This is a genomic window from Mesorhizobium sp. CNPSo 4684 (assembly GCF_057784315.1).
Map to the genome: position 1 here is coordinate 243,501 of NZ_JBWLUX010000004.1, position 19,790 is coordinate 263,290.

Below are 19,790 nucleotides of genomic sequence, written 5' to 3' on the forward strand. Positions count from 1 at the left end.
GCGCTCGACCGTGCCTTCAAATCAACCAGACGGAAATTTGCCCCATTCAAAAAATTCCAAAAATCAATTGTTTCGATACAACTCATCCACGGCATGAATTGTAGGTCGGTTGAGCGATTGAAGACGATCCTTTCGGTCACCGAGTACAGAAGTGATGGCCTGGGCAATTCGAAGACCGTTGGCTCCATTCGACCCAGGCCGCCGAAAGGCGGCTTCGGATCGTCTTTCTGCTTTCGCTACAATCATATGATCGTGGAGCATCTTTGTGGGCAAGCTGCCACATCAGCATGGTAGTAGTCTGGTGATATGCGGCTCCAGTTTTAATCCACTGTAAGACCGTATGCCCGCTTCTGCCGATGAGGTCACATGACCTCATCACCTGGTTGCAGGTTATCCCAGCGAAGATTCTGCAGTTCGTAATCCCCAATGGAGAAGTTGCTGGGCTCGAGACAGTGTCGATGCTTCGACATAGCACCGGAACTCCGGCGCGTTTCCGGAAGCACGAAAATGCAATACCGATCCATCGGTTAGCACGAAGCGGATCCCGTCGAGCGTGTTGATTGAGGAAATTGTGCCGGCTTCGGCCAGGAAGGTAGCGGCAAAGTCTGATTCGCTGACAAGGCGTTTGATGAGCGCCGCGCTCCGCTCGGACGGGATCTCCTTCAACCGGTCAGCCAGCACATGCCCCACCCCCACCCGCTGCGCCGTTTCTGCCACGGACAGCCCGTCACGACGGGCAAGGGCCAGGGCACAGACGATCGGCAGGACGGCGTCTCGTGTCGGCAGCGCGTCGAGCGTCAACTCGTCGCGCGACACCGGGCTCGCCTGAACCACGCCACCATTCGCCTCGAAGCCGATCACGTCGGCCTTGCCGCTCTCTTGCGCCTGCTTCATGCGGGCGATGACGAACGGCGATCCGATCTTCGTGCGCATGACGGAACTTGCGATGCCGGAACTTTCGATCGCTGAACTGGACGTCAGCGGCGTGACGATTGTACGCAGGCCCAGGAACTCGGCACAGAGCAGGCCGAGCACGTCGCCACGAACCACAGTGCCGTCAGCGTCGGCCACCAGAGGTCGGTCGGCGTCGCCATCGGTAGAGACAATCGCGTCAACCTTGTTGCGCACCGCAAACTCGAGCAGCAGCGCCAGATCCTCCGGACGATGTGCTTCCGTGTCCATCGGAATGAATTCGCTGGACCGGCCGAAGGAAACAGCTTTCGCGCCGAGCGCCTCCAGGATGTCGCGTAACAGGTCACGCGCCACGGAGCTATGCTCGTAGAGGCCGACGGTAAGGCCCGACAGGCTGTCACCCTTGAAAAAGTCGAGATAGCGCCGCCTGTATCCGTCCAGCGCCTCGGCGGCTTTGGAGGTGACCGGCAGATTGCTCCCCGCGATTGTCGGCCCGCCGGCCTCGGCGAGAGCGCCGATCCTGGCAGCGATGCCGGTCTCGTCGTCCTTATTGATTTCCGCGCCGGCGACATAGAACTTCAAGCCGTTGCGGTCGTCTGGGATATGGCTGCCGGTGACCATGATTGCCGACGCCGAAGCAGCGATTGTGGCCAGCGCCAGCGCCGGTGTCGGCAGCGCGCCGCAATCGACCGGGTGCCAGCCGGCCTGGCGGGCGGTCTCCAGGCAGTCGGTGGTAATGCCGGGGCTGGATGACCGCAGATCGCGCCCGACATAGAGGGCCCTGGGGCCTGCCAGCCCGGCGTCGTCCACATAGGCGAGAAACGCCTTTGTCCAGTCGCGCGCGGGTTGACCGGCGAGCTCGGTGACGAGGCCGCGCAGGCCACTGGTGCCGAATTTAAGGCTGGACATCAGACCCGCGCGTAGATGTCTTCGATGCGCACGATGTCGTCCTCGCCGGTGTAAGATCCGACCTGCACCTCGATGATCTTCAGATCGATCTTCCCCGGATTGCGCATGCGGTGCACACAACCGATCGGCAGGTAGGCCGCTTCATTCTCGTGATATAGCTTGACAACACCGTCGATGGAAACTTCGGCAGTGCCGTGCACCACCACCCAGTGCTCTGCGCGGTGATGGTGCCGCTGCAGCGACAGCGTACCGCCCGGCTTCACGCAGATATGTTTGACTTGGAAGCGGGCGCCGATGTCAATGCGCTGATACCAGCCCCAGGGGCGATGGATGCGCAGGTGTTCTGTCGCGGCCGCATGTCCCAGCCTGACTAGGCCGGCGACGAGATCCTTGACCATGGGCGCCTTGTTCCTCGACACAACGAGCACGGCGTCGGAGGTGGTCACGACGACGACGTTGTCCAGACCAACGACAGTCGTCAGCGCGCCTTCGGAGCGCACGAGGCTGCCGGTCGTGTCCATGGCAACAACCGGACCTTCCAGCAGATTACCATTTTCATCGCGCGTCGCGATATCGTAGAGCGCATCCCAGGCGCCGACGTCCGACCATCCGAACGAAGCGCGCACCACGCCTACGTTGCGCGTGCGCTCGATCACGGCATAGTCGATGGAGTTCGTCGGCGCCTTGCGGAACGCTTCGGGGTCGAGGCGCAGGAAGTCGAGATCAACCACGGCCTTCTCCACCGCCTCTCTGGCGGCAGCCAGGATTTCCGGCGTGTTCGCCTCGAGTTCTTGCAGCATCACTGCCGGCGCAAAGAGGAAGTTGCCGCTGTTCCAGAGCATGCCTTCGGAAATGTATTTGGCAGCTGTCTCGGCGTTAGGTTTCTCCACGAAACGGTCGACCGCAAAGGCGTTTTCTTCCTTCAGCCGCTCACCAACGGCGATATAACCATAGGCGGTTGCCGGCGCGGTTGGTGCGATGCCGAGCGTCATGATGCGGCCGCTCAAAGCGGCGCGGGCTGCCAGTACGCAGTCGGCCGCAAAACTGGCTTCGTCTGAAATCACATGGTCTGATGCCAGGATGAGGCAGACCGCGTCCCCACCGGTGCTTTCGGTCAGCAATGCGCCAACTGCCACAGCAGCGGCGGAATCGCGCCGTTCCGGTTCGAGCACTATCTGCCCTTCAATGCCTATCGCCTGCATCTGTTCGGCGACGATGAAGCGGAAGTCATTGCCGGTGATGACGATCGGCCGCGCGAATTCCGGTCCCGAAACCCGCTTCACGGTTGCCTGAAAGGTTGACAGTCCGTCTTGCATCAGGGCGACGAACTGCTTCGGCATCTTCTCGCGCGAGATCGGCCACAGGCGCGTGCCTGCCCCACCCGCCATGATGACCGGAACAATCTTGCCGTCGTTATTGGACTGCATCGTGAAAAACGCTCCGAGCGGCCGAAGGAAACATTCCTCCAGCCTAATATCTGGCTGCAGTCGAACTGTGGAGCCTTCTCCTTCGCTCCCTCGACGGCAGGTCTGGCCTAATCATGGAACCACGACGAGAGACAGACTGCTCTTCAATTGGCTCTGCGACAACCTAACCATCGACGTTGTTCGATATCCTCCTGCGACATTGGCGCGATCTCATCAGCAAGCGTCCGTCGAACAAAAAGAACATCGTTGTGCTCGAGGTTGCCAGTCTGAGGATTGCGGTGACAAATCTCGCGGCGGCCGTTTAACGGTTTCCAAGGACCAGAATCGGGCAGCCCGCCACCGCGATCGTGAACGGTATCCGCGAGGGCAGGCTCAATTTGGCAATGCCCAGGGGATGGCCCGTTTCATCAAGCGAGCCAGACCGAACAGTAGTGAAGGCGCTGGCCGAAAGCAGGCATGGCATTCTCCTAACTGCTTGCGTCGCTGTATAATTCAATCATCTTCCCCGTCAAGCTCCGAAGGCGCACCATCCGGCTCGCCGCCGGTCTCATGGACGCACAAAGCGGGGATTTATCGTAAGACTGTCTGTCCGCTTCTGCCGATGAGGTGGCTCGCCCTACACTGCTCGTCGCAGGGTTGCTCGGGCGGGCCGAGCCGATTCTCACTACAGGTGGATGAGCCGTGGCGGATTATAGAGAATTTGTCGGAATCGACGTTGCGAAGCTGAAGAACGCTATTGCGATTGCGGAGGCAGGCCGGAAGGAAAGGTTCGGTTCTTCGGTGAGGTCGACGCGTCGGCGACCAGCATGCGGCGGGTCATAGGCCGGATCGCTAGCCGCTTTGATTACGTGCATTTCCGCTGCGAGGCTGGTCCGACCGGGTACGGCCTTTATCGCCTGATCCGGTCGCTCGGGCATGAGTGCGCCGTGGTTGCAGCGTCATTGACCCCGAGGAAGCCAGCGATCGGGTGAAGACGAACCGCCGAGACGCCATTTCCCTTGCCCGGCTATTGCGCGCCGGCGAGCTGACCGCGGTGTGGGCTCCCGATGAAGGACATGAGTCCATACGGGATCTTATTCGCTCGCGGGAGGCCGCGGTCGAGGCGCTGCGGGTCCATCGCCAGCAGGCGAGCGCATTCGTGCACAAGCACGGCCGCAGCCATCCGCGAAGGAAGCGCTGAACGATGCGCATCTACGCTGGCTTCAGGAACAGCGGTTCGATCATCCCGCGCATCAGATCGCACTCCAGGAGATGGTCGAGGCGGTGCGCGTCTCGAAAGAACGGGTCGACCGGCTGGAGCGTGTGATCGAAGAGTTCGTCTGGGCAGTCGCAGGGGAGGCGCGCGTCACCTGATCGCTCGCCGCGACGGCGCACATGTCGCGCATGGGAGGAGGCGGGACCACGGCAGGGGAATGCCGTCAGACGCTTTGTGGCCGGCAAACTGCCGACGCCCGCAGTAAAATAGGCAGCCCCGGACGCACAATCGGGAATGCGGTAGCTAACCCGCGCATCGGAGCTTGATCACCGACGTCCTTCAGTTCCGCTGCGCGACCGAACCGCTCAGAGAAAGCGAATCTCGCCTCAAATATTTTCCGGCAGATAGATCTCGAACGGCAAGAATGTCTGCCATGGCGCCCCGGCAGTGCCTGTCTCGATTGCCTTGGCCATCAGCGTTACCAACTCCTGGCAAAGCGGGCGCAAGGGTGTGGCAACCGCCATGGTAATGACGTCGTCCGCGAGGGCTGCCCGCGACTCCGGCGTGATCTCATTGACGATCGCAAGGAGATTCCGACCTTCGCCCTCTTCCCGGAGCGCAGCGATGGCGCCCTCCGTGCCTCCGCCGGCGACATACAAGCCGACAAGTTCGGGTTCGCGTCTTAAAACATCGAGCGTAGCGTCGTAGGTGGTTTGCCGCGTGTCGAGATTCACGCGCGTGTCTAACACCTCGAACGTTGGCGCCTTCTCACGGAAGTATGAGCGAAAGCCGATTTCTCGCAATTCTGGTCCGTGAAAACGATGGCTGACGACTAACACCGCCACCTTGCCGGGCCTTTTTGCAACCTTGGAAAACATCCAGGCTGCTGTCCGCCCAACCTTGCGGTTGTTGAGGCCCAGATAGCCCTCGCGCACGCCAGCTGCAAAATCAGAAAGCAACGAAAAAACCGGGGTTCCGTTCGATTTGAGTTCTTCGACAGCTGCCGTGACGGTTGGATGATCCGGCGCCATCATCGCGATCGCGTGGCAGCGTGCACCCATGTCCTCGAGCAGCGAGACCAGGTCGCCAGGCCTATGCGACGGCGCAAATTCAACGAATGGAATGCCCCGGAAGGACTGTGCCGCGCTGACAGCAGCTTTAATCTCGCGCGCGAAATCCTGATAGAAATGTTCGGCTGGCATTCTGAGAATAAAACCTAGCCGGTACTCTGGCAAAATTCGCTGCGTGCGTTGCTGCATCAGACCAGCTGCGTTGTAGCCGATGGCGCGGGCCGCCTCGCAGACCCGCCGTGCAGTCTCTTCCTTCACCAGTCGGCGACCGTTCAATACCCGGTCGACCGTCGCTACGCTAACCCCTGCTTCGCGGGCGAGATCTGCAATTGTGGGGCGCTTAGTCATGATCGAATCTAACAGGACGTGATGGGGAACATAGAGGACGGGTTACGGAATTTGACAGAATGTGTCAGCCCGGTTTGATGTCGCCAATGTCGCAGCAGATTCTTGGTGAACTCGGCGGTAACGGCGCGTGCCCGTTGGCACTTCGACGCAGCTCCGTGGCACGCATTGACCGAAAGAACAGATATGCAGCACGAGGTCTCTCAGGCCTCTGAACCAGAAAGGACTGATCCCAAACGGCACGATCATCAGGCGCCCCTTTGACGACCCGATCCGCATACCGCAGGGCGCGCCACTGACGTACCCGCAAAGGGGAAGTGTATTCTCTTGGGCGCAAGCAGCTTTCATTTTCCCGGTCCCAAGAAGCCCATAGCACCCTTTCCGCGTCGAGCGAGCTCAAGAAGATTTCAAACAATCGCTGCTGCTTCGATACATGCCCGGGATTATTCCATAACGTTTCAGCTTGTCGTAGAAGGTTTTGCGGGGCACCTGCAGAAACTCGGTCGTCCTCCTCACGTCGCCATCGCACTCCCGCAATGCGTTGCGGATCACGGTCGCCTCGTAAATGCTAACCTTTTCGGAAAGAGAGAGACTTAATTCGGCTTCTCTTTTTCCAGGAAGCGAATTCGACGCGCCTTCAAGTCCCAACGCGACCCGATCGGCGAAATGCGCAAGTTCGCGAACATTGCCGGGCCAGTCGTGACCCATGAGATGATTACGCACGGCCGCGGTTATCTCCCACACTGGCTTGCCGAAGCGTTTGCAAGCGCGTTCCAAGAAATGCGCAAAGAGGATCGGGATGTCCTCGCGCCGCTCGCGAAGCGGCGGGATATGGACCGTGACGACGTTTAGGCGGAAATATAGATCTTCCCTGAAGTCACCGCGAGCGTTCGGGTCGCCCAGATCGACCTTCGTCGCAGCCACGACACGAACATTGATGCTGCGGGTTTCGTTGGTACCGAGTGGCGTGACCTGCCGGGTCTCCAGTACCCTTAGGAGTTTAATCTGGAGTGCAGGCGGCATGGACTCGATTTCGTCGAGAAATAGGGTGCCGCCATTCGCGTATTCGAGACGACCGATCCTGCGCCTATGCGCGCCGGTAAACGCGCCTGCTTCGTGGCCGAAAAGTTCGCTTTCGATAACACTTTCGGGCAGCGCCCCGCAGTTCAAGGCCACGAACGGCTTCGTGCTTCGTCTGCTCCAGCGGTGAAGCAGGTCCGCGACCACCTCCTTACCCGCGCCGGTTTCACCCTCGACAAGGACATCCACATCCGTATCGGCGATCTGGCGGAGCGTTTCGCGCAGCCATGTCATACTCGGTGCGTTGCCTAAGAGGGGCATATCACCCGCGGATCGGACGACCGCATCCCTAAGGCGCCTGTTTTCCAAGACCAGGTGCCGGTTTTCGGAAGCGCGATTCAGCGTCACCAAAAGCCGGTCAGTCTCATATGGTTTAGCGATGAAATCGTAAGCGCCGTCCTTGATGGCGGCAACGGCGAGTTCGACGTCGCCGTGCCCAGTGATAAGGACAACAGGGATGTTCGGATCGATTGCCTTCACCCGCTCAAAGAGCTGAAGGCCATTCATTCTAGGCATGCGGATGTCGCTGACGACGGTACCATTGAAGTTCTCGTCGATTTTGGCGAGTGCGGCCTCGGCGGAGTTGAGGACGATAGGGCTAAAGCCGGCAAGTTCCAGCATCTGCGCGGCAGCGGGCAGCAGATCTTCATCGTCGTCAACGAAGATGACGTTCCCTTTTTCGTCACTCATTCAGCACGCCTCAGTTCGATGGTGAAGGAAGTCCCCTTTTTGTGGCTGGCATCGAGTCGCAGCGAGCCGCCGAACTCCCGGGCGATCTCAGCTGAAATAACCAGGCCAAGACCCAGCCCCTTTTCCTTGCTTGTGGTAAATGGCATGAAGAGGCTCTTGCGAATTTCAGGGGCGAGGCCGGTACCGTTGTCTCGAACCGATAGGGTGACCGTTTCTCTGTTCTGGGCAAGCGCTATCTCAATCCGCGGCTCCGGCAGGCCCTTTAGGGCATCGAGCGAATTCTGCAGAAGATTGACCAGGATTTGCTCCAGCCGAACGCAACTTGCCATCACCATCGGAGACGGATTTGTCCGCTTCCGTTCGATCGTCACGCTAGATTCGCGGATTCGGCCCGAAAGCAGCGAAAGCGCCCCGTCGATCGCTTCTTCCGCCGATACTGGCCCCACAGAACCTGTTGCGCGGCGGGAGAACGACCGCAGCGTCTCGGTGATCGCCCCGATGCGTCCCGTTATGGCAATGATCGATTTCAAATTCCCCGCGGTTTCTTGCGGCCTCTCGCCTTGGAGAAGACGTGTAGCATTTTCGGCATAGGTGCGAATTGCTGTCACCGGCTGGTTAATCTCGTGGGCAACTCCGGCTGCGATCTGTCCAAGAATTGAGAGGCGGTTCGCCTGAGAGAGTTCATCACGTAACCGGCGCACTCTTGCCTCGGCATTCTCCCGCTCGGCTATCTGAGCTGCGAGGGTTTCGTTCGAACGGCGGAGCTCTGCGGTACGCAAGTTGACGCGATGTTCCAGTTCCGCGTTCATGCTCGCAAGCGCGTCCTGGCGTTGCCGGATCGCCTGCCGCCGTCGAACCATAACGGAAACAGCAAATGCCACGAGCATGAGGGCAAGCAGTGTTGTCGTGCGGGCTGTCATCATCGCCGCGGAAATCTCTACATCGGCAGGAATGAGCAGTGACAGCCGCCAACCAGGGACCACTTTGCCGAGATCCTGAGAAACCGCGATAAAGCCTGCCGCCTTGTCCGCGGTACTTGCGGTAACCAGCGTGCCGCCGCGGTGCGAAAGCGGGACGGGCTCGAACATCGCGCCAGGCAGTTGCAGATGATCGCGGGCGATTTCCGCCTCTTTCTTGGACAGCGGGGAGAGAGCGCTAAAACGCCATTGAGGCACGCCGGTTGAAAGGACGACGCCGTGCTCATCGCTCGTGAAGACCACGAAACCGCTCTCGCGCCAGCTCGACTCCACACGGTCCAGCTCGACCTTCACCACGACGACACCGAGTGGTCCCTCCGGTCCATCGATTCGGCTCGACAAGAAGAGGCCGGGGCGCTTGCTGACGGTACCAAGTGCGTATTGCGTGGCCATGCCGCTCGCCATCGCTTCAACGAAATAGTGACGGAAACGCAAGTCCCGGCCGACAAAACTGGTGGGCTCGCCGGCATTGCTCGCAGCAACCGTCGTTCCCTCACTGTTGATGACGTAAATGACCGAAGAGGCGGCGTCGCGCGCGACGGCGCGCAGCTTGTCATCCAGCGCAGCTTCCCCACCGGTGCTCGGACTGCGAAGCATCTCCTGAACCGCACCGTCACGAGCCAGGATCCGCGGAATCAGTCGTTGCTTCTCGACGTCTCCTTTCAAAGTGTCGGCTGCAAGTGGGCGCGCCGCAAGAGCGCGGTCGCGTAGGTCCGCCTCAGCTTTGGTGCCGGCAATCCTGCCGGCTGCAAAAACAAAAAACCCGATGCCCGGACCAAGAAGTGCAAACAAAGCCGCAAGCCAGAGAAATCGGCCGGCGCTCAATCTGCCAAGGAAGTTTAATGGGGCCTTTTGCAAGCCACCCTCGCTGATGCAGTCGTCTTCTACCGAGTGCTCCAGACTAGTGCCGGATTTCGCCAGATGAAACCCAAAAGTGCGGAAATCCACACACTTACATGGCGCGACCCGCCCGACAAGAACCGAAACCGCGCCATCCGCTCGGCCTGTCGGTTTGGCATGGCTCTTGCGGAAAACACCGCAGCAGCGTTCGACCGGAGCGCAGCGATCAAGAAAGCCCGGGGAGGAGAGGCAGTGCCAACTTCCGGGTCTGGGAGAGAGATCAATGTCGAACCCACAGAACGCTAGCGTGAACGTCGCGCCTCGCAAGCCCTTCTATGCACGGCTGTACGTGCAGGTGATTGCCGCCATCGCCATGGGCGTCGCGCTCGGCCATTTCTACCCCGAAGCCGGCGAAAACATGAAGCCGCTTGGTGACGCCTTCATTAAGCTCGTCAAGATGATCATCGCACCGGTGATCTTTTTGACCGTCGCGACCGGCATCGCCGGCATGCACGACCTTCAAAAGGTCGGCCGGGTAGCCGGCAGGGCGATGGTCTATTTTCTCACCTTCTCGACGCTGGCACTGATCGTCGGCCTCATCGTGTCCAATGTCGTCCAACCGGGCGCCGGCCTCAACATCGATCCGGCCTCGCTCGACGTTCAGGCCATCAATCCCTATGCCGCGAAGGCCCATGAGCAGTCCGTGACGGGCTTTCTGATGAATATCATTCCGACCACGATTGTGGCCGCATTCGCTGACGGCGACATCCTGCAGGTCCTTTTCTTCTCGGTGCTGTTTGGCATTGCCCTTGCGATGGTCGGAGAGATGGGAAAGCCGATCAGTTCCTTCCTCCAGGCACTCACCGTGCCGGTCTTCGCGCTGGTTGGCATTCTGATGAAGGCGGCCCCGATCGGCGCGTTCGGTGCCATGGCCTTCACAATCGGGAAGTACGGCATCGCCTCCGTCGTCAATCTCGCGATGCTGGTCGGGACGTTCTACATCACGGCCTTTCTCTTCGTGTTTTTAGTTCTGGGCGCTGTCAGCCGTTACAACGGATTCTCGATCCTTTCTCTCATCCGATACATCAAGGAAGAGCTGCTCTTGGTCCTTGGAACGTCCTCCTCGGAGGCCGCGCTGCCTACTCTCATGGAGAAAATGGAGAAGGCTGGCGCCAATCGTTCAGTCGTAGGGCTCGTCATTCCGACCGGATATTCCTTCAACCTGGACGGCACCAACATCTATATGACGCTTGCGGCCCTCTTTATCGCCCAGGCGACGAATACCGATCTCTCGATCAGCGATCAGATCCTGTTGCTGCTCGTTGCGATGCTTTCCTCTAAGGGAGCGGCGGGAGTCACCGGCGCCGGCTTCGTTACGCTGGCCGCCACACTTTCTGTGGTGCCGTCCGTTCCGGTGGCTGGCATGGCATTGATCCTCGGTATCGACCGGTTCATGTCCGAGTGCCGGGCCCTCACGAACGTCATCGGCAACGCCGTGGCAACGCTCGTGGTCGCCCGTTGGGAAGGCGAATTGGATCAGGCGCGGTTGGAAGCTGCCTTTGCGGGGCATCATCTTGCCGAGACCCTGGCCGATCAACCGCCCGTCTCACCGCCACTGAGTGACGCCGCATCGTTGCGACTCGTCCATCCGCCCAGTCGGTCGCAAACACAGCGAGGTCGACCCGCAGACACCAAGCGAGGACTTGCGGATTGAGCAACCCAAAGCGCTGAAAGCAGCACCACCGCGCCTGAGCCAACAACGAGCATCAATACGCGCCGGGTTTTCGTTTGGAGCGCTGCTCACCGGTACGGTCTCGACCAGAGGGATTCAAACGAGTTGACCCTGGCAAATCCAGCACAAGGATCGGGAGGTCCTGGTCGGCTGTTGACGCGCTCCGTAGCGATATCGTGGCGCCTCGTTAGCCGTGAGCGAAAAACAGTCTGGCGCAGATCAACCGGATCGCAACCCTGCAATACATCGGCCCAAGAATGACGAGGCACGCGTGACCGAAGCATTGCGTCGGGAAGAGAGGGTATTCTATGCGCTGCCTAAAACAGGCCGCGCGGGCCGATGAACCTTACCTACAGCAAGAATAACAATAATTCGCCTCACCCAGAAAGTATAAGCCCATTTTGAAATGACTTTAGATGAAATGATACTGGAATCGGCACGTTAAGTGCAGCGAAATCGGCGGGGATAAACCTTAGCAAGCAGAGGGTATAATTTCGCCCTCAAAAAAGGAGAGGATATGTTGGAACCAAAACTGGAAAGCGTGCTTTCGTCGTTTTCGCAGGTGGCAAGGGAACTAGAGCCTTTACCGTCCAGTCGCCCTTCGCTGAACGATAGCTACGTCAGGCTAAATTCGAATGAGAATCCATTTCCGTTACCGGAAGTCGTAATGCAAAGTGGAATTGCCGCCCTTGAACGGCAGTATCTGTATCCAGAACTCGACAACATCAGCTTGAGGGAAGCCGCGGCCGACACCTATGGCCTCACCAAGGATCAGGTGATTGTCGGAAACGGATCCTCCGAACTTTTGGGACTCATCTACAAGGCCTTCCTTGCCCCTGGCGACAGCGTGGCAATGCTATCGCCCGGCTTTTGGTTCAACCGCAAACTCGCCATGTTGCAGGAGGCTCAATTTATCGAAATCGAGTGCGGTCAATCTAATACCCTGCCAGTAGAGGAATTGCTCTCTGGTCCAGCAAAAGGCGCCAAGTTCATTCTTCTAGCCAATCCGAACAATCCGACTGGAACATTCGTTCCGGTGGCCGAGATCGAACGCCTCGCGTTGCAATCGGATCATCTGATCGTTTTGGATGAGGCCTATGTCGACTTCGCGCCGGATAATGGCCTGCGCCTTATCGATAGTTGTCCCAATATTCTGCTCCTACGGACATTTTCCAAAAGCTATGCCGCCGCCGGTATTCGTATCGGTTTTGGATTTGGTCATCCTGAAATCGTTGGAAGGTTGCGCAACATCCAAAATGCTTTCAACATGAACGTGATCGGCCATGCGGTTGGCATCAGCATCCTTGCGCATCGCGCCGCCTATGAAGAGAACCACCGGCAAATCAAGCAGGAGCGGGAGCGCGTGTCCTTCGCGCTCTCGCAACTGGGTTTTTCCGTAACCCCCTCCCATGCAAATTTCTTGCTGGCCCGCGTGCCGACAGGACAAGACGGTAGATGGTGGCAGCAGTCGCTAGAGCGGCGTAAAGTACTTGTCACCGTCCCTTCCGAAGAATTTCTGCAAGATTGCATAAGAGTAAGCATAGGCACACGGCAGCAGATGGACTTATTTCTAGATGAGATCACAAGTATTCTGATAAAGCCGTCGGAAATAGAATAGGGCTACGAGACCTATTTAAGTAATAATTACATCGCGGAAAACGTTATATCTAAAAGTACTTAGTTTACCTGACGCTTAGGCCTTGGTCTGGAGCGAGGATTTTCCGCGTCAAAATCCTGGAGAAAATAGAGTGAAAAACGTTCTTTCGAAGCCGACCTTCGGCATATTCGATCACCTGGATGACGACGGTCGCGACATCGGCCCACAATATGCCGATCGCCTGAAGCTGGCGGAGGCGTGCGATCATCTCGGTTTTTATGGTTATCATCTCGCAGAGCACCACTGCACCCCACATGGGAGAGGTTCGTCGCCAAATCTCTTCTTGTCGAGCGTCGCACAGCGCACCCGCCAGCTGCGTATAGGGCCGCTCGTCATGCTTCTCACCTTGTACCATCCGCTTCGTGCGTTCGAAGAGATCTGTATGCTCGACCAGCTGAGTGGTGGCAGGTTGGAGCTCGGTCTAGGCCGAGGCTCTCTCCCGGCCGAATTGAATTATTTTGGGATTGGCACGGACACAGTGCCGGGCCGTTATTCGGAAGCCTGCGAAATCCTAATCGCTGCCATGAAAGGCGGGAAGTTATCGTATCGAGGCCGTCACTTTGAGCTCAATAAGGTTCCCTTGACGCTTAGCCCCCATCAGCGTCCGCATCCGCCGACATGGGTCGCCACCAATCGACCCGAATCTGCAAGTTGGGCCGCCGCGAACGGCGCAAATCTCGCATGCGTAGGACATAGCTCCTCCGTCCGCAAAGTAACCGATGCCTTCCGCGCCAGCCGGAAGAAGACTATGGACAAAGATGATCCCGTGCCGTTTCTTGGATTGCTGCGCATGGTCGTGATTGGTCGTTCTGATGCGCATGCCTATTCGATCGCGGCACCTGCTTATGAAACATGGCTCAAGAGCTTCAAGTTTCTTTACGTCCTCAATGGCATCCCGACCCCGCCAAACCTACCGCTGACCTTCGAAGCGGCGATTGAAAGTGAGCTATGCGTAGCGGGAACGGCAGCGTTCGTGCGGGACACCCTTCTTGGTCAATTGGAAATGGCTGGCGCCAATTATCTTCTTTGCCAGCTCGCGTTTGGAGACTTACCTCTGGAAGCGTCCCTATACACTGCAGTGACGATTCATTCCGAAATCATGGCCCGATTTGCCTGAGCGTGAATCCGTGGCGTAGGGCGCTTCCAAGGAGTCGCCCTACGCCAGCGCCAAGCCCGCTGGCAGACATAGCCTGGCAGCGCATGGTCCACAGGTGGGGATTCCACGCTACGCCTGGATGCGCGTCCCGGCTGTTCACACCGACCGTGTGACTCTGCCCGCTGCAATCCACTGCATTGCCGAGGTTGGATCTTCCAATATGGCGGCCCGCTTCGCGAAGCCGTAGAATGCAGCGCGGGCGGTGCTTAAGGGCTTGTGCCCATCGTAGGCGTCAAAACATGCTTTTAGGGCAGTCTCGTGGATCAGGTCTCTGCGATCCTCGGGCCACTCATCGAGAAAATCGATAGCGTCCTCGAGACTTGCAATCTCTTGCACGACATAAGCGGCACGCTTCACAAAAATAGGGCTGCCGAAGGCCTTCGCCTTCATCTCGTCTACTCCCGACCTGCTGAACAGCCGACTCGCAATGCTGCCTCATCGACACCGCCGACCATTGCAGAATGCGTTGTCAGCCTTATGACACTTCAAGGAAAAGCGGCATTCATCCTCGGGAGGAACCCGATCGTTTGCCAGTCTACTGCCGCAAAAAAACTGGCCGCCTCGAGGACAATCTCAATCGTTCCAACCGCCGCCGGCGGACGGTGAACCCAGTAGCCTAAACCAGTCGTTCACAGCCCAGCAGCGAAGGATGGAAACGCCCGGGAGCGTGCCATATAGAAAGCCGCACGCTCGTCTGATTAATCTAGCCCAAGCCTTTTCTTCAGTTCCGCATTTTCCTTGCGCAGACGATCCGCAAGCAGGCTCTTTAGTCGCTTGTTTTCTTCTTCGAGCGCGACGAGATTCTTCAGCTCGTCACTGTCCGCTGCAGGCGTCGCTGCTTTTTTCCAAACATAATATGTCTGTTCCGAGATGCCAGCATGCTTCACCGCGCTCTTGAGAGTAGCGCCGCCACCAATCAACGTCTCGATTTGAGCAAACTTCTGGCCGCGCTCCTTTGCAGAGTGGACCTTGCGGCCTATCGCTGCCGATGGCGGTGCTTCAGTGGTCGCGGATATCGGCTTGGCGCCGTTCTTCCGGCCCGGCGCGCTCGGCTCAGCCTTTGGCTTCCGCGTCCGCGGCGTTCTCGCCCCCGGTTTTGACGTCTCCGCCTCGGCTGCCGTTTCGATAGGAATTACTGTTTCGGTTGCCAGGCGATTTGCCATGAAATTCTCCATCTGTGGTTTTTGCAAAGGTTCAGCATTGAGGGCTACAACAGTAGGGTCAACAAGCTGACGAGTTGGCTGCCGGCTCTTCTGGAGTTCCTCTGTGGTTTCGGCCCTCGCCGCGGCCATGTCGAAATCGCCCCAGACGGAACGCGCGTTTTTTTGATAACGGCGCTTCTGTTTGACTTCCACGGTGAATGGTCGCGTTTGCCGCCTCATAGTTCCCGTCTGATAAAAACGAGTGGAAGAATGAAGTCGCCGCTCGAATTCCCAGCGCTTCCTGATTAGCGCGGAGCTTTATCGTAATAGTCGTTCGACGAGCAAGTGACATCGGTCACGGCACTGCTCTCAAGCGGGCTGAGCGTACACCCGCCGCGCGAGGAGAAGGGCGGCAACGCAACGGGCGTGGGTGCATTCGGCTCGGAATGCCTGAGCGTCAAAAGCCGCAGCGCGGTGTTTTCCGATTAACACGTTTTGCGAACCAGCCCCTGCAGACCTGCGACCACGAAGTGGTCCGATCATTGTAATGGTCGAGTACCGCAATCATTAGAGAGAGGTTCCAGAATTTCTCAAGGTGATGGCATCATGGCGAAAGGCGAGACTGTCAATCGGCCCGCAATTGGGACCCTGGATCGGCGCGTTTTTGGCGCACGACGGTCAGCGTTCGCCGGGCGGAACTGGTCGGGATTGTGCAGCCCGGCGAACGCGGATCGGCTTGGTGGCGTGATCAGGCGCGGTTCTTGAAGCGCCAGGATTCGTTTCCGGTCTCGATGATTTCGCAATGATGGGTAAGACGGTCGAGCAGCGCTGTCGTTATCTTGGCGTCGCCGAAGACGGCGGGCCATTCCCCGAACGCCAGGTTGGTGGTGATGATGATCGAGGTCCGTTCGTAGAGCCTGCTGATCAGGTGGAAGAGCAACTGCCCACCGGCTTGTGCGAATGGCAGATAGCCGAGTTCGTCGAGCACGACGAAGTCGAGCCTGGTCAGGTAGTCAGCGATACGGCCCTGCTTGCCGCCGCGGTGCTCGGTCTCGAGCCGGTTGACGAGATCCCGATCGCGTGGCGGCTTCACCACAAAACTTCGTGCCCGATGCGATACCAAAGGCCGCCCGCTTGGCTTCGTGCTGACGCCCGGGCAACAGATGGCGCAATCATATCGAGCGGCTCTTCAACAAGCTCAAGAACTGGCGGCGCGTCGCAACTCGATATGACAAGACCAGCGAGTCATATCTCGGGCTTTGTTGCGCTCGCGTCAATCAAGCTCTGGATGCCCTTTGTCCACGACACCTAGGCCGTGAGCCAGCGTGGCTCATTGGCATAAGCGCAGCTCAACTTGCCGCCCGCACACGAATCTTCACTTCGAGGTCACAGACCAGTTGTTGAAATTGAAGTTCTTTCCCCCCGGGGACGAGGTAATCTCGACGCCGTATTGAACGCTACCGACGTTTATGTCGCCAAAGTACCCCTTCGACTTGATCCACTCCAGGATACTCTTGATGTCCACTGTCCCGCTGTTGGTCTTCGAAGTGCGCAGCAATGAGATGACCTTGTGACCGTCGGGGCCTTCACCTTCAAACACGTTCCAAGTCGCTCCGCCTACATTGACATTGCTGTAGACCGGAATCGCCGCACCGGAAGGGGCATAATGATATGAAATGGGCTTAACGTTGCCACTCCCGTCCGAGTTTCCGGTGTAGTTTGTCCAGAGCATTATCTCATGCTGGTTTGACCTGTCCCAGATATCGTAGGCGACATCCCAGGCGCCGCCAGTAGGAACCTCCTGATTGAAGCTCGAGCTCAGAGTGTTGATTGAACTGAGCGGTTTCCCGATACTAAAAGCCTCGTGCGGATAGCTTTTGATGCCCGGCGTATTAGGCTGGTTCGACCATACGCTCCACCGGTTGACGCCACTCACCGAAATCGTCTGAGGCCCAGGGCGCGGACCCCATACGTCGTTGTTCCAAGAGTAGCCATCGCGTGAAAAGCTTCCGTATGGAGCGCTCGAACTCCAAATCGGAGCCTGCGCCGATACAAGCGCGGCAGGTGATAATGACCCGGCTTCATTCGCGGCCTGCCTAAATAGATCATGATCCTCCTGTGTCCGGACGTACCCCGGAGGGAACCCTTGCGCGCCGCCACCATTTATCCGATTGGAATACATAAAGCTCTCCTTTCGATTATGATAACAAAGTCTCCTGCAGATCCGCCCAGCGGGTACCCTAGTTCAGCATAGGCGGCATTGGCATCTAGGAGACCGGGTGCGAATGCTAGGAAGGTTGGCTTTCGAGAAGCTGACGAGCTCAAGGAGAAAGGCGGGCCGCGCCCGGGTTTGCCGTCTTTCGGATGACAACAGCCTGCTGAGACAGTGGCAACGATCCACTGGATGACGAGCCTAGCAGTTTACTGAAAAATCCAAAGAATTGGGCGTTTGTTCTGTCGCGGGTGCCATTGTTGGGATGATTTGTTTGAGAGTGTGAAGCGCTTTTGGAGCAACTGCCCACCGGCCTGGAGTTCGTCGAGCACGACGAAGTCGAGCCTGGTCAGGTAGTCAGCGATACGGCCCTGCTTGCCGCCGCGGTGCTCGGTCTCGAGCCGGTTGACGAGATCGACGACGTTGAAGAAGCGGCCACGTGAGCCGTTGCGGATCGGGGCCCGGGGCGATGGCGATTGCCAGATGCGACTTGCCGGTTCCGGTGCCGCCGATGAGCACGGCGTTGCGCTGATCGGCGACGAAGGTGCCGTTGGCAAGGTCCCGGACCAGCACCTCGTTGACCGGCGTGCCGTCGAAGTCGAACTCATCCCTTGGGGATCGGCAACTTGGCGACAGTGAGCTGGATTTGATGGAGCGGGCCTGCTTCTCGGCGATCTCGCCGACAGCAGATCACCGACGATCTTCGGCGGCTCGTGCTGGCGCTTGATGCTGGTCGCCATGACCTCGTCATAGGCGCCGCGCATCCCGGAGCTTCAGCGTCCCCATCAGTTCCAGAACCTGCGTGCGTTCCATCAGCTTGCCCTCCTGAGGCTGTCGTAGCGGGCGCAGTCGGCTTGCGGTTCGTGCTGCAGGCGAAGAGTGTCCGGGGTGAGAATGGTGACTGCCGGCGCCGGATCGCGCTGCCGCGCCAGGATGTTGATGATGACGGCGGATGAGCAGACATTCTGATCGAGCGCGTCCTGGCAGGCAGCCTCCACGGCATCGATGCCGTCGGTCAACACCGTGGCCAGGATTGACACCATCTGCCGATCGCCGTCATGCGCCGCTTTTAATCGGCGTCGGATTCGCTCCATCGCTGGTGGCAGAACCCAGTTCCGGAATGGCGCGCCATTGCGCAGTGCACCGGGCTTGCGGGCAAGTACAGCGACCTAATGCCAGGGATCGTAGACCGTCTCGTTCCTCCCAAAGGAGCGGGCATGTTCGGCGACGACCACGCCGTCCTGGCGGATGACGATCCTGTCGGCATAGGCATGCATCTCGACCGGGCGGCCGACGGCCGTCGACAGGACCGAGTATTTGTTGGTGTCGAAGCGAACCGTGCAGGTCTTCGACACCGAGGCCGTCACCGTGTGGAATCCGTCGAAGGGGCCGCGATACTCGATCAGTTTGCCGCGCTCTTCCTCGAACACGTTCCAGATCGTTCGTTCCGGCTGTTCGATGTGACGGTGCGCCTTGGCGTAGGCGACGCACTTGTCCTGCAGCCAGGCGTTCAGTTCCTCATAGGTCTTGAAGCGCAGTCGCGGCGTGAAGAAGCGCTCGCGCACCAGCCCGACCTGGTTCTCGACCAGACCCTTGTCCCAGCCCGATGCCGGCGTGCAGGCGACCGGCTGCACCAAATAATGGCTGCACATTTGCAAGAGGCGGCGATTGTATTGGCGGTCCTTGCCAACGAAGATCGTTTCCACCGCCGTCTTCATGTTGTCGTAGATGCCGCGCGTGCAGGCGCCGCTGAAGAAGGCAAAGGCCCGGTCGTGGGCGTCTAACACCATCTCCTGCGTCTCGCGCGGACAGGCCCTGACGAACATCATGCGGCTGTGGCAGAGCCGGACATGGGCGACCTTCACGGTCACTGTCACGCCGTCATCAGGACGATCTCGTGGCTCCAGTCGAACTGGTAGGCCTCGCCCGGCGCGAACAACAACGGCACATAGGCTTCCGCCGTTGCCGATCCTTGCTCCTTCGCCCAGCCCTTTGCGTATCGACGGACCGCATCGTAGCTGCCTTCATATCCGAGCCCGCGAAGCTCCTCGTAAATCCGGATCAGAGTCAGCCGCTCGCGCGCCGCCTTGCCGTGGTTGCCACGTAAAAGCCCGTCGAGCTGATCCTGCCAGGGGCCGATCTTCGGCATCGGCTGATGCTCACGCTCGTAGCGGAACTCCGTCGCGTCCGAGCGCAGCACCTTCCGGACACCTTCCGCGATATCCTCAATTCGCGGCAGATCTCCTTGATAGACCTCCCCTGGACCAGCGAAAGCCGGCGTATCTTCGCAATCGTCTCCACAACCAACATCCAAAACAAATGCCTCCGATGAAACCGAAGGACGCCGGCACTTCCTCGTTAGCTTGTTCACCTGTCTATGACGCGCACCTCGGGGGACACCGTGTAGCATGGGTAAAAATCGCGGGAGATTTTTCGGGACAATCAA

Annotated in this window: 11 protein-coding genes and 5 pseudogenes; 5 read left to right on the forward strand and 11 right to left on the reverse strand. The window is 58.7% G+C overall.

The window, feature by feature from the left end; all coding sequences use genetic code 11:
- Window positions 1-390: 390 nt before the first annotated feature.
- A complete protein-coding gene (locus AC04SG_RS05455; protein WP_488550205.1) occupies window positions 391-1,821 on the reverse strand; it encodes a phosphohexomutase domain-containing protein in 1,431 nt (476 codons plus the stop codon).
- The gene (locus tag AC04SG_RS05460) at window positions 1,821-3,248 is read right to left on the reverse strand and encodes a mannose-1-phosphate guanylyltransferase/mannose-6-phosphate isomerase (RefSeq protein WP_488550206.1); all 1,428 of its coding nucleotides are present in this window, start codon (window positions 3,246-3,248) and stop codon (window positions 1,821-1,823) included. Before AC04SG_RS05460 ends, AC04SG_RS05455 begins: the two co-directional genes overlap by 1 nt.
- A 681-nt stretch (window positions 3,249-3,929) precedes the next feature.
- On the opposite strand from AC04SG_RS05460, the pseudogene AC04SG_RS05465 reads away from it, so the two are divergent.
- A pseudogene (locus AC04SG_RS05465) lies at window positions 3,930-4,592 on the forward strand (IS110 family transposase); the annotation flags it as partial.
- A gap of 237 nt (window positions 4,593-4,829) precedes the next feature.
- Here AC04SG_RS05465 and AC04SG_RS05470 read toward each other — a convergent pair.
- The 3 genes from AC04SG_RS05470 to AC04SG_RS05480 all read right to left on the reverse strand — a co-directional run bounded on the left by AC04SG_RS05470 (window position 4,830) and on the right by AC04SG_RS05480 (window position 9,478).
- The gene (locus AC04SG_RS05470) at window positions 4,830-5,861 is read right to left on the reverse strand and encodes a LacI family DNA-binding transcriptional regulator (RefSeq protein ID WP_488550207.1); all 1,032 of its coding nucleotides are present in this window, start codon (window positions 5,859-5,861) and stop codon (window positions 4,830-4,832) included.
- A gap of 393 nt (window positions 5,862-6,254) precedes the next feature.
- A complete protein-coding gene (locus tag AC04SG_RS05475; protein WP_488550208.1) occupies window positions 6,255-7,628 on the reverse strand; it encodes a sigma-54-dependent transcriptional regulator in 1,374 nt (457 codons plus the stop codon).
- Window positions 7,625-9,478, reverse strand: coding sequence for an ATP-binding protein (locus AC04SG_RS05480; protein ID WP_488550237.1), 1,854 nt, complete (start codon window positions 9,476-9,478; stop codon window positions 7,625-7,627). The genes AC04SG_RS05475 and AC04SG_RS05480 overlap by 4 nt, the downstream gene beginning before the upstream one ends.
- A 250-nt stretch (window positions 9,479-9,728) precedes the next feature.
- On the opposite strand from AC04SG_RS05480, the gene AC04SG_RS05485 reads away from it, so the two are divergent.
- The 3 genes from AC04SG_RS05485 (at window position 9,729) to AC04SG_RS05495 (ending at window position 13,951) form a co-directional block, all read left to right on the forward strand.
- Window positions 9,729-11,159 carry a dicarboxylate/amino acid:cation symporter gene (locus AC04SG_RS05485; protein WP_488550209.1) on the forward strand — a complete coding sequence of 477 codons (1,431 nt, stop codon included), beginning with the start codon at window positions 9,729-9,731 and terminating at the stop codon, window positions 11,157-11,159.
- A 535-nt stretch (window positions 11,160-11,694) separates the two neighbouring features.
- On the forward strand, window positions 11,695-12,795 hold the full coding sequence (gene hisC / locus AC04SG_RS05490; RefSeq protein WP_488550210.1) for a histidinol-phosphate transaminase: 1,101 nt from the start codon (window positions 11,695-11,697) through the stop codon (window positions 12,793-12,795).
- A gap of 130 nt (window positions 12,796-12,925) precedes the next feature.
- Window positions 12,926-13,951 (forward strand): LLM class flavin-dependent oxidoreductase, encoded by a 1,026-nt coding sequence (locus tag AC04SG_RS05495; protein ID WP_488550211.1) that lies wholly within the window; start codon window positions 12,926-12,928, stop codon window positions 13,949-13,951.
- A gap of 135 nt (window positions 13,952-14,086) precedes the next feature.
- Here the strand turns inward: AC04SG_RS05495 and AC04SG_RS05500 are convergent, their stop codons facing one another.
- From AC04SG_RS05500 to AC04SG_RS05510, 3 genes and pseudogenes are all read right to left on the reverse strand, one after another.
- Window positions 14,087-14,380 carry a DUF982 domain-containing protein gene (locus AC04SG_RS05500; RefSeq protein ID WP_488550212.1) on the reverse strand — a complete coding sequence of 98 codons (294 nt, stop codon included), beginning with the start codon at window positions 14,378-14,380 and terminating at the stop codon, window positions 14,087-14,089.
- A 308-nt stretch (window positions 14,381-14,688) separates the two neighbouring features.
- Window positions 14,689-15,345 carry a transposase gene (locus AC04SG_RS05505; protein WP_488550213.1) on the reverse strand — a complete coding sequence of 219 codons (657 nt, stop codon included), beginning with the start codon at window positions 15,343-15,345 and terminating at the stop codon, window positions 14,689-14,691.
- Window positions 15,346-15,880: 535 nt separating this feature from the next.
- Window positions 15,881-16,204 (reverse strand): annotated as a pseudogene (locus tag AC04SG_RS05510) (ATP-binding protein); the annotation flags it as partial.
- A gap of 95 nt (window positions 16,205-16,299) precedes the next feature.
- On the opposite strand from AC04SG_RS05510, the pseudogene AC04SG_RS05515 reads away from it, so the two are divergent.
- A pseudogene (locus tag AC04SG_RS05515) lies at window positions 16,300-16,444 on the forward strand (IS5 family transposase); the annotation flags it as partial.
- A 63-nt stretch (window positions 16,445-16,507) separates the two neighbouring features.
- Here AC04SG_RS05515 and AC04SG_RS05520 read toward each other — a convergent pair.
- The 3 genes and pseudogenes from AC04SG_RS05520 to istA form a co-directional block, all read right to left on the reverse strand.
- Window positions 16,508-17,314 (reverse strand): glycoside hydrolase family 12 protein, encoded by an 807-nt coding sequence (locus AC04SG_RS05520; RefSeq protein WP_488550214.1) that lies wholly within the window; start codon window positions 17,312-17,314, stop codon window positions 16,508-16,510.
- A gap of 326 nt (window positions 17,315-17,640) precedes the next feature.
- A pseudogene (locus AC04SG_RS05525) lies at window positions 17,641-18,157 on the reverse strand (ATP-binding protein); the annotation flags it as partial.
- Window positions 18,158-18,162: 5 nt separating this feature from the next.
- A pseudogene (istA, locus tag AC04SG_RS05530) lies at window positions 18,163-19,654 on the reverse strand (IS21 family transposase); the annotation flags it as partial.
- Window positions 19,655-19,790: the final 136 nt, after the last annotated feature.